General features: G+C 43.2%; 9 protein-coding genes and 2 pseudogenes. 4 read left to right on the forward strand and 7 right to left on the reverse strand.

Going from position 1 to position 11,049, the window contains the following annotated elements; translation table 11 throughout:
- A partial coding sequence (locus PX482_RS09145; protein ID WP_288122344.1) for an aspartate 1-decarboxylase occupies nt 1–101 on the reverse strand: 101 nt, incomplete at its 3' end.
- A gap of 37 nt (nt 102–138) precedes the next feature.
- Here PX482_RS09145 and PX482_RS09150 point away from each other — a divergent pair.
- The gene (locus PX482_RS09150) at nt 139–966 is read left to right on the forward strand and encodes a DUF3598 family protein (protein WP_002758244.1); all 828 of its coding nucleotides are present in this window, start codon (nt 139–141) and stop codon (nt 964–966) included.
- A gap of 718 nt (nt 967–1,684) precedes the next feature.
- Here PX482_RS09150 and PX482_RS09155 read toward each other — a convergent pair.
- A complete protein-coding gene (locus PX482_RS09155; protein WP_104396796.1) occupies nt 1,685–1,864 on the reverse strand; it encodes a hypothetical protein in 180 nt (59 codons plus the stop codon).
- On the opposite strand from PX482_RS09155, the pseudogene PX482_RS09160 reads away from it, so the two are divergent.
- Nucleotides 1,775–1,963, forward strand: a pseudogene (locus PX482_RS09160) (hypothetical protein). The gene PX482_RS09155 and the pseudogene PX482_RS09160 sit on opposite strands and share 90 nt — an antisense overlap.
- A gap of 110 nt (nt 1,964–2,073) precedes the next feature.
- Here PX482_RS09160 and PX482_RS09165 read toward each other — a convergent pair.
- A complete protein-coding gene (locus tag PX482_RS09165; RefSeq protein ID WP_002758241.1) occupies nt 2,074–2,856 on the reverse strand; it encodes an aldolase/citrate lyase family protein in 783 nt (260 codons plus the stop codon).
- A gap of 357 nt (nt 2,857–3,213) precedes the next feature.
- Between PX482_RS09165 and aspS the strand changes: the two genes are divergently transcribed.
- Nucleotides 3,214–5,001, forward strand: a complete 1,788-nt coding sequence (aspS, locus tag PX482_RS09170) for an aspartate--tRNA ligase (protein ID WP_288094110.1) — start codon at nt 3,214–3,216, stop codon at nt 4,999–5,001.
- A 69-nt stretch (nt 5,002–5,070) separates the two neighbouring features.
- On the opposite strand, the gene PX482_RS09175 is transcribed toward aspS, so the two are convergent.
- The 4 genes and pseudogenes from PX482_RS09175 to PX482_RS09185 form a co-directional block, all read right to left on the reverse strand.
- Nucleotides 5,071–7,458: an SUMF1/EgtB/PvdO family nonheme iron enzyme gene (locus tag PX482_RS09175; protein WP_288094112.1), complete on the reverse strand. Its 2,388-nt coding sequence runs from the start codon at nt 7,456–7,458 to the stop codon at nt 5,071–5,073.
- A 28-nt stretch (nt 7,459–7,486) separates the two neighbouring features.
- Nucleotides 7,487–8,308 (reverse strand): hypothetical protein, encoded by an 822-nt coding sequence (locus PX482_RS09180; protein ID WP_288094114.1) that lies wholly within the window; start codon nt 8,306–8,308, stop codon nt 7,487–7,489.
- A 390-nt stretch (nt 8,309–8,698) separates the two neighbouring features.
- Nucleotides 8,699–8,821 (reverse strand): annotated as a pseudogene (locus PX482_RS27670) (Uma2 family endonuclease); the annotation flags it as partial.
- A gap of 159 nt (nt 8,822–8,980) precedes the next feature.
- Nucleotides 8,981–10,339: an SUMF1/EgtB/PvdO family nonheme iron enzyme gene (locus tag PX482_RS09185; RefSeq protein WP_002758234.1), complete on the reverse strand. Its 1,359-nt coding sequence runs from the start codon at nt 10,337–10,339 to the stop codon at nt 8,981–8,983.
- Between the two features lie 91 nt (nt 10,340–10,430).
- Here PX482_RS09185 and PX482_RS09190 point away from each other — a divergent pair.
- Nucleotides 10,431–11,049, forward strand: a 619-nt coding sequence (locus tag PX482_RS09190; RefSeq protein WP_288122343.1) for an RNA-guided endonuclease InsQ/TnpB family protein, incomplete at its 3' end; no start/stop codon positions are given.

Here is an 11,049-nt window from a genome sequence, read left to right on the forward strand (position 1 = left end):
ATCAATTCTCGATCGATAGTGATACTGCCGACATAATCGACGTTAGCCTCGCTGACGCGCACTCGATGGAGTTTGGCGTGCATTAATCGAATTGTTCCCATGTATTTTGTCCTATTTCCCCCAATTACTTCAATTATTATGCTCTCCCAGTGGGAATGTTTACTAAAAAATCTCGGTCAATGGCAAGGTTCTTTTACCCGTCTGTCTCCCCAAGGCGACTTGATCGAAGATACCCCGACTTTGGTATCTTTGCAAGGCATTAATAATAATCGATCAATTCGTCAATTGGTCCGCCGTCTCTACAGCGATCGAGCGCCGGAAGATTTAATTTTAGAGTATAGTTCTCTCCATCAGGGTATTCTATTTAGCCAGACGGGAGCTTTTTGCCAAGGTTCTCTATATTTTAGTAGTTTTTCCTCACAATTCGGGGCAGAATTTGGGTTAATCTCTGGAGAAAGACGATTAAGAATCGTACAGTTATTTAATGAGCACTGTGAGTTCGATCGCTTGACTTTAATTCGGGAAAAGTTGGCCGATTCTAGCTCCCCAGAAAGACCGATGTTAACGGTGGACCAATTACTGGGTCAATGGCGAGGACAGGCGGTGACAACGGGACGCGATTTTTATAATTCTCCTGCCTATTCTACCCATGTATCGATCGAGCGTCAGGGGGATAATTATCTCTCGCAAACTTTGACTTTTGGTGATAATCAAATCACTTCTAGCGCTCGTATTGAGGGACAAAGATTGTTGTTTGAAAATGGTCCGCTACCGATTCAAATACTGCTGCTGCCCGATGGAGCCTCCTGTAATACACCTCTGAAAATTACTGCTGGTCATCCTTTTGTTTTAGAGGTGGGTTGGTTACTTTCTCCTACTCAAAGACAGCGCTTAATTCGTTCTTATAACGAGAAGGGAGAATGGACAGGTATTACTCTGGTGACGGAGGAAAAAGAAAACTATTAGCCGTCAGGACCTGGCTAGATTGATAATAAAAAGGAAATTGACTAATTACACTGAAAAATATCGGGTTTCTCCTAAAGATTAATTATAAGTAAGTAGTTATAATTAAATTGAAGATAGATTTTGCCTCAGATCCCCCCTGCCCCCCTTGATAAGGGGGGTGCCGATAGGCGGGGGGATCCCCCCTTAATCCCCCCTTAATAAGGGGGGCATCTGATAATTTTTAACGACTACCTACTTAACTGGATTTGGCATCGTCTCCTTGCTCGGAGACTTGCCAAAACAACAACTTTGTACTTCACCAATAAGATAACTGCTCTCAGAAGCTAAATGCTAAGGGTTAATTTACATAAGCAAAATTTATCAAAATCCCAATATACTTGAGAAGATTTAAATTTACATTCCTTCATCTTTACTTTTCTTAAAAAATAATTGAGAAAAATTCCTATTTGTCAACGAGATTGCAATAGTTACAGCCCGCTGCTAAAATCTAAGAATTGGGTTACTCTGTGCATTTTTAGTCCTTGTGCCTTGAAACCCTTACCACGTCTAGGATTACTAATTAGTCCCCGGTAAAAACTTGCCAATTGCTCCTTTGACGAAAAAGATCTTTTGCCAAAAATATGTGTACTTATGTTAAAACGAAAAAGTTTTTTTGACAAAATGTACCAGATATGCTGCGAGAAAAGTCTCCAGATTAGCTACTGGGGGTGGGAAACTGTTAACTATCTAGGGTTTGCGGCAAAAAGTTTGTTGGTGGGGGCGGGGTGTCGGGTGTGGAAGGAACCACAGAGACACAGAGGACACAAAGATTGATCACTCCTATATAGGGCTTGCTGAAAAAGTTTTTCTTGGGGGCAGGGTGTGGGGTGTAGGGTGTGGGGTGTAGGGTTTTACCCATTTTCAGGTGGTCAATTACCTAATTTTCAGGGAAAAAGTCCAGGAATTTTCCCCGCGCTCACTCCAATCCCTGGCACTTTTGGATTTCAGAAAAGCCTAAAAATCTGATCCAACAAGGTTTTTAGATTTATTCAGCCAGTCCTACCTTTTATTTGTCAGATTGATTGGATATGTCTAGGTTTTGCACGATCAATCAAGGGACCAGTATCTTTAACCAAAAAGTAAATTATGGAGGATTTCTAAACGCCGGTCATCTTCACGAACAATAGCACCATAATAATTTTTTTTATTCTCTAGCCAGAGTAATTCAAACTCGATCGCCTTTGGCAAAGCTAAACTGAAATTATCCAAAGCTTGGGGACAATCAAAGATAACTTTGCGCGTCTCGAAGCGGTCAAAATGTCCTTGGCAGAACATTTTGAAAAACGGTAAAGAATGCAGTGACACCCCACCCCCAATGGCAACAGTCAAACCGGCAGCCTTAGCTTTTTTTGCCAAAGGTAAAGCCAGAGCCAAAACTTGCTCGCTATTCACATCCTGACGGGTTAATCCCAAAGAACAGGCTAAATCCATCCGTCCGATGACGATACCATGGAGAGATTTTATCTCTGGAATCGCCAACATTTCCTGAAAATTCTCACAGGCAGTAATCGTTTCGATATTAACTAATAGCTCCACATCTTCCACCCCTTGATCAGCTAAAACCCTCCTAGCTGCCCGCAGATATTTTTGTAAAGCATAGGCTGTTTCTACCATGGGAGCAATCAAGCGATCGACTCCTAAATTAACCCCATCAAAGATATCTCTGATCGCTTCGCAACCGGCGATTTTCAGATTAAAATCTACCCCCGCTTTCAGACTAATTTCTTTCAACCGCATCGCTTCCGTCAATCGGGTTCCTTCCGTCTCGAATTCCGCTTTTACCCCTAAAACATGGTGATCTTCCCTGAGTTCTCTTAACAGTTGCACCATTTTTTTTTCTAAGCAATTCATGTTTTTAATCGTTCAAAATTGGTAACTGCTAGAGGAGCCTTGTTGATTATAGCCCATCTGCGAAAAGCCGATAGCTGAGGACTAAGTAGGTAGGTGTTAAAAATTGTCAGATGCCGTCTTATTCAGGAGGGATTAAGGGGGTGCCAATCCCCCCTTATCAAGGGGGGCAGGGGGGATCGAACCCAAAATCTATCTTCAATTTAATTAAAACCAGCTACTTAGGAGACCATAAAAATACCCTAAACAAGGGGACAAGAGCGACAAAATACCGGCATAATGAACAAGGCCGTCTGATTTTTTTCTGGCCACATCCTTTCTATACTACATTCGTAATATAAGTAATTCTCTAGTTAGACTATGCGAACTCACTACTGTGGCGACCTTAGCGCGATCGAAATTGAAAAAAGTGTCACCCTCTTCGGTTGGGTCGATCGTCGTCGCGATCACGGTGGCGTTATTTTTATTGATCTACGGGATCGCAGTGGTATTGTCCAGATCGTCAGTGATCCCCAACGAACTCCCGCTTCCTACCCCATCGCTGAAACCGTCAGAAACGAGTATGTTATCAAGGTGACGGGAACAGTCAGTCAACGGCCCCCCGAATCCCTTAACCCGCGCATTGCCACCGGAGAAATCGAAATTTACGCCACTAGCATCGAGATTCTCAACGGGGTTACTAAACAATTGCCTTTTGTCGTCTCCAGTTCCGAAAGTGAATCGGTCCGGGAAGATGTGCGCTTGCGATACCGCTATCTAGACCTACGCCGGGAGCGTATGAGTCAGAATTTACAACTACGTCACCAAGTTGTCAAAGAAATGCGCCGTTTTCTCGAAGATGAACAGCATTTTATCGAAGTGGAAACACCAATTTTAACTCGATCGACTCCCGAAGGGGCGCGGGATTATCTGGTTCCTTCCCGTGTCAACCCTGGCCAATGGTACGCTTTACCCCAATCACCGCAACTATTTAAGCAATTATTAATGGTGTCGGGAATGGATCGCTACTATCAAATCGCCCGCTGTTTCCGCGATGAAGATCTGCGCGCTGATCGTCAACCGGAATTTACTCAGTTGGATATGGAGATGAGTTTTCTCTCTTTACCTGAGATTTTAGCCCTGAATGAGGCTTTAATCGCTCATATCTTCAAAAAAGTCAAAAATATCGATATAAGCCTGCCCCTGCCCCGTTTAACCTATGCTGAGGCTATGGATCGCTATGGGGTCGATCGCCCTGATACCCGTTTTGGCTTGGAATTGGTCAATGTGGCGGAGATTTTTGCCGATTCGGGATTTAAGGTGTTTTCAGGTGCGATCGCTAGTGGTGGGACGGTGAAAGTTTTACCGATTCCCAACGGTAACGAGGCGATTTCTAACGTCAGAATCAAACCGGGTGGGGATTTATTCAAAGAAGCCACCGATGCGGGGGCGAAGGGAATCGCCTACATCCGCGTGCGCGAGGACTACGATTTTGATACCATCGGTGCGATTAAAGATAACCTGACAGAGGCACAAAAACAGGCTTTAATCGAGAAGACTGGCGCAAAACCGGGGCATCTGCTGTTATTTGGGGCAGGAGATACCGATACAGTCAATAAATCCCTATCCCGCCTACGCTTAGTTTTAGGGGAACAATTGGGATTAATTGATCCCGAGAAAATCAACCTCCTCTGGGTGACGGATTTCCCGATGTTTGAATACAACGCCGAGGAAAAACGCCTAGAAGCATTGCATCACCCCTTTACTGCCCCTAATCCCGAAGATTTAGAGGATCTAGCCCAGGCTCGCGCCCTAGCCTACGATATGATTTTTAATGGTATTGAAATCGGTGGCGGCAGTTTGCGGATCTATCAACGGGAAGTACAGGAAAAAGTCTTCGCTACCATCGGTCTATCCCCAGAGGAAGCCTATAATAAATTCGGCTTTTTGTTAGAAGCTTTTGAATACGGAACCCCTCCCCACGGTGGCATCGCCTACGGTTTAGATCGCTTGGTGATGTTGTTAGCAGGAGAAGAATCGATTCGCGATGTGATTGCTTTCCCGAAAACCCAGCAAGCTAGTTGTTTACTCACTTCTGCACCTTCGGCAGTGGCAGCGAAGCAATTAAAAGAATTATCTGTTGCTTCTACCTACAAACCGCCATCCTAAGATTAGGGTGGGCAATGCCCACCTAATTTTTGCAAGTCTGTTGACACCATGCTCTTAAATTCTTTTCTGCTACAAAGTCCTCCCAGCACTGCACACCACCCGAAAACCGTTGTTGAAGAGGAAGTGCCAATCGTAGTTGACGCGGTAAGCGGAACCGCAGGAATTCGGGTTGTTTAACCAAGAACCGCCCCGCAATGGAGAACGATTATCATCACCATTTTTTATCCAGACACTGCCATCCCTCGGCGCATCCTTATAGTTATCGTGCCAGGTATCGGCGCACCATTCCCAGACATTGCCGTGCATATCGTACAGTCCAAAAGCGTTGGGGGGAAATTTACCAACAGGGGTGGTTTCTTGACGATAAACACCTTTGGGTCCCTGAGCATAAATAGAATTGCCGTCGTAGTTGGCTAAATCGGGGGTGATGGTTTCCCCGAAATAGAAGGGAGTGGTGGTTCCTGCACGACAGGCATATTCCCACTGCGCTTCCGAGGGGAGGCGATAGTCTCGTCCCGTCGCTTTCGAGAGTCGCATACAGAATTCCACTGCAGCGTACCAAGAGACTGGTTCAACGGGGCGATTATTGCCAGAGAACTTAGAAGGATTTAAGTCAAGGTCACATTCAATTTTCGGCAGGGAGGCCACTGCTTTCCACTGGGCCTGAGTGATGGGATATTTGCCCATAAAGAAGGCAGGAACGGTCACTAGATGTTGGGGACGTTCGTTATCATTTCCTTGTCCATCGGGTGAACCCATCTTGAATTGTCCTGCTGGAATAGCGACCATTTCCAGGGTGACATCATTGCCCAAGTTTTCTGTAAAATACTGCGCTGGTTTCTTTTCCCGTTTGACTTCCTTGCCTCGACTATCGACGGTGACAGCTTGAAAATCAAAAAATTGAGCATTACTAGGTAATTGGCGACGGAGTTGGTTAAGTTGAGAATGATTGGGATAACGTTCCAACGCAGCATTAAGGTTCGATAAAGCTTCTTGCAATTGACCTGAATTCAGCAATTTAATGCTACGTTGGTAAAAAGATTCAGCACTCAATTGTTCTGACAATAAACCTTTAACTTGAGTAGCAAGCTGACGACTTTCTAGTTCTGCCAAACAGTGATGTAATTTATTAAAATACACTTCATCTGCTACGGTAACAACAGATTTCATCGCTTTAATCGCTTGCTCTAAATTATTAGGAGGATTTATCCCCCGCAATCGCAACCAAGACTTAACGGAATAATCTAGCTGTTCTCTTGCCCAATTTTTATCAGGCAAAGCAGTTAAACTATCAGCTAAATCTAATGCTAATTCAGGCATCCAAGCGGGGCGTTCATTTTCTAAAGCCTCATAAACCTGACGATAGCCAGAAACGATAGTCTTTAATAACTTAGGATCATCAATACCTCGCATTAAATCGGGTATAAGCTTAGGCAAAATGGGCGGGACATTGTGATGAATTAGGTAGTGAATATCGGCAATCCAACCGCCTACCAGTGATTGACATTTGACTAAAAACTGACAGAGATATTCAAAATCCTTAGCCGTAACTTTATACGGTTGAGTCGCTAAATCACTGCTATCGATTCCCGCACTCTTGAGAGCTTCTTCGTCTTGTAAAATTTTCAAATTAAAGGCATTATCACTCCCATATTGCCGATCAATTTCCTCCGAAGATTTATTTAATTGTTTTGCCAGTTGCTCTCTTTTTTCTCGCCATTGTCTTGCTCTAATTTTAACAGATTCATAGACAACTTCTCGATAGGGAAGATTAGAAATAATCGATTGATAAAAATATTTTTGCTGTCCTTCTCCCCAATAGCCCACATTAAGATGAAGATAATCCCCATCAATTTGTGACTCTAAAATTAACATGGGTTCAGATTTTAATAAGGCAAAAAGACCTATAATAGCCGCACCACCATGATAGCGTTTACTATCCCATCCACCATCAATTAGTTCGATCGGTCTTTCGGTACTTTGAAAAGAATAATGTTGATTAAAAAATTCCCGTAATCCTTGCGCTAAACCAGTTTCAATATTAGGAAAACTTTTGTTGTTGCCACCAAATTGATCAAAATCGATAACAGGAGGTGCGGGAATTATTCTCAGAGAAATTAAATTCTCATCATGATTAGCATTCAAAATTTGATCGGGAACAATTCTCAAAGGCCAGTTTTGAAATAATTTCTGATCTTGAACAACTTGACGGGCAGTATTTCGTTGTTCTAGGGCTACTTTTAACTGAGTTTGACGGTTATCTTCAGCAAGTTCTTTCTGCAATTGCTTCTGTTTTTCAAATTGCTCTCGCTGAAATTCCTGATTATTTAATTGTTGCCATTTTTGAAATTCCTGTCGCTTATCTTCCAGTTTTTCCGTTGCTTGTCTCGCCAATTGACTATTAATTAAATTGATAACCCCATTAACAACATAAAATCCCATTATTTCAGCAGTCATAAGATTTCCTCTTCCAGATCAACTTTGCTCAAGTAGTTTTAAACGGCCAAGCTTCTGCCGGTTTATCGGTAATTAAAACCTCCCGGGTCAACTGCTCATTTGCTTGTTCAATTTGCGAACAAGACCAAAACTTTTCCTCATAGGGAAAATTAGAATCAATCCCCCGATAACCAATAACGTCACCATCGAGATTTCGGCTAACATCGGTTAAAGTAATCGCGTGCCAAGATTGAGAATCGGGATAGGAAATCGGGTCTAAATCGTGGGCATCTCCGACAAAAACCACGGGACGATTCTCATCTAAAGCATTAGCCAATTCCTGATGGTCAAAACTTGCCCAATGGGAGGGGATATCATAAGAACTCAAAATTTCTTGATAATCTTCAGGATTTAAAGCACCTCCTCGACCGGGATAGTCTATTTGCAGTTGGTCTGAGAAATTATTCGTAATGTCGGGATGAAAACACTGGACAATATTTTCCATGGTTTCGTAACCACAGGTTGGCCCCGTTTGTAAATCTGCCAACAAATGCACATTTCCTAACCCCGTAAACCCTAATTCTTGATGGGGAATATCATTAATTAAAGCTTCTGGCGATTCATAATGAAAATCCTGATGGCAGTGGGATACATCTTGCCAAGACTCATCAGGTTGATAGTTGAAAGCGGCCTCCATCGTCTCATTTTGCCAATTCCAATACTCTTGATTCGGCATTTCCTGCCAACCGCTTTCGGTTTCCGGCAGATTCACCTCGGTAAAATCTGGGGAAACTAACTCCAAAGCTTGACTATCTAAAGGGTTAAGCAAATAGTCTTCTGGCGCAAAGCCTTGGCCATAGAGGTCATTCATGGTCGCCTCCGCTCCTTGACTGGGGCTATTTTTTAACCTAGAGAATCGGCATCACTAAGTATTTATACTTCGATGATACTCCCAACCCATGAAAGTCTAGTCTGGACGTTGATAAAAGTTAACTGATGTTGACAGCCTCGAATTTTGGACGCAAGGCTTCACTGGTGTTAACTTAACGGTTGGGATTCCCTGTTTTTTTAATTGGCAACAATAAACCTCTCGCATAATTGATTTTTGAGGATTCAAAAACGTCAAAAAGGCGGATTAACTGGCAGAAAATCTCTAAATAAACCATTTAATTGATTATTACTCATTCTTAATTCTCCTGTCTCGGAGTCTCCTAACGACCGGCTCCTAACCCCACCAACAAACTTTTTCAGCAAACCCTAGTTAATTATTTTCAGCTAGTTGACTGACAACCCATGCTCTTAAATTCTTTTCTGCTTTAACTTCATCCTCTTGAGCAGTGGCTAAAAATTCCTAGAGTTTAGTTTTGGGAACTAGGGGAAAAGTGTAGGGTAAGCGCATCTTAACAATCCTTGACAATTGTTAAGCAAAAATCGACCAAATGGGTCGAGTTCGCCCCTACAAAATCGACCCGCCTAAGGGCGGGAAAGAAAAGAAAAAAGAAAAAATAGGGAATGAGGGTAAAAGGGGAAAAAGGAAAAAGGGTTAGAGAGTTCTCCCGAAAACGCAGGCTACCCGAAAACCGTAATTGTTGATGCGGTTGACGCGGCGGAAGTAGTAGTCGTAGCGAATCGCGGAACGGCAGTAAGTAGGATTGTAGCCCCAGGAACCGCCCCGCAGAGGAGAACGATTATCATTACCATTTTCTATCCAGACACTGCCATCCGTCGGCGCACCGTCATAGTTATCGTGCCAAGTATCGGCGCACCACTCCCGGACATTGCCGTGCATATCGTACAGTCCAAAGGCGTTTGGGGGAAATTGTCCCACGCGAGTTGTTTCGTTTCGATATTCTCCGTTCGGTTCATCGGCGTAGGTATTACTGGCATTGTAGTTAGCCAATTCCCCCGTAATGGTTTCCCCAAAGTAAAACGGGGTGGTGGTTCCAGCACGACAAGCGTATTCCCATTCCGCTTCACTCGGTAGTCGGTATTCCCGAACCGTTAGTTTTGATAATCTCGCACAGAACTCGATCGCATCGTACCAGTTGACTTGTTCCACGGGACGGCGATCGCTATCGGGACGGTCTTTAAAATAGGCTGGCTTGAAATCAAGGTCTTGTTTAACTTTTAAATCCGTGCGAGAGGCGATCGCTTTCCACTGGGCCTGGGTGATGGGGTATTTACCCATAAAGAAGGGTGGGACAGTTACTTCATGTTGTGGTCTTTCCCTTCTAAATCCTTCCCAATTAAATTTTTTAACCAGTCTTTCGATTTCCTCATCTTCTGTTCCCATCAGGAAAGTTCCCCCCGGAATGGCGACCATTTCTAAGGTGATGCCTTTGCCCAGATCTTCCCTGAAATATTGGGACTGTTTCGACTCTTTTCTAATTTGCTCACCCTTCGCATTTACTCCCACCACCTCAAAGTTAAATACTGATAACAGTTGTTTTGGCTCTTCCGGTTCAAGCTTGAACTGATAGCCAATTGCTCTTTCTAGTTGCTCAAATCCGTCTTCTTCCCAATAATCAAGCTGGTGAATATCTCGCAGATTCAAGCTAACTTCTGCAAGTCGCAGATCAGGAATTTCGCATTCTTCTAACCTCATGGGAATAAAAAAAATTGTCCCCGGTAGCATCTGTCCCAAGGTATCAAGTGCAATCCTCAACTCCCGTTGGATATATCCCTGCTTATTAGCCGATTTCCCTGACAGACAGGCGAGAAAAATCTGACTAGCTTTAATCGCTTTCGGAATTTCATCTCGCCAAATTTGACCCGGAATCAGGTCTTTTTTATCCAACCAAGGTTTATATCCCGCTTGCTTGAGGCGGTCATACAGTGCCAAAACTGCTGGTTTATCCTCATTAGCGTGAGCTAGGAAAATTTGGATCTCTGACTTTTTCATCGGAAATTTTGGGTCTGAAACCCCGCCGTTCTAGGTTGGCTTTACCGTCAAATATTAGCACATTTACACGATATATGCTAGAATGCGGGATATGGAAAAAGCCTATTCGTTTCGATTTTACCCCACACCAGAACAAGAGTCGCTATTGCGGCGCACATTGGGCTGTGTAAGATTAGTTTACAACAAAGCTCTCCATGTCAGAACACAAGCTTGGTATGAAAGACAAGAAAGAGTAGGATATGCTGAAACGTCTTCAATGCTAACCGAGTGGAAAAAACAAGAAGAATTAAACTTTCTCAATGAAGTTAGCTGTGTACCTTTACAACAAGGGTTAAGACACCTACAAACAGCTTTTACTAATTTCTTTGCTGGTCGTACTAAGTATCCTAACTTTAAGAAAAAACATCAGGGAGGAAGTGCCGAATTTACCAAATCAGCCTTTAAATTTAAAGACAAACAAATCTATTTAGCTAAATGCACAGAACCTTTACCTATTCGATGGTCAAGACAAATACCAGAAAGCTGTGAACCAAGCACAGTAACAGTCAGATTACATCCTTCTGGACGCTGGCATATTTCAATAAGATTTGATGACCCAACAATTAAGCCATTACCAGTAACAGATAAAGCCATTGGAATTGACTTAGGAATTAGTAGCCTCGTGATTACTAGCAATGGCGATAAAGTATCTAATCCCAAGCATTTTAACA

This window comes from Microcystis sp. M53602_WE12 (genome assembly GCF_030065455.1).
Lineage (GTDB): Bacteria > Cyanobacteriota > Cyanobacteriia > Cyanobacteriales > Microcystaceae > Microcystis > Microcystis aeruginosa.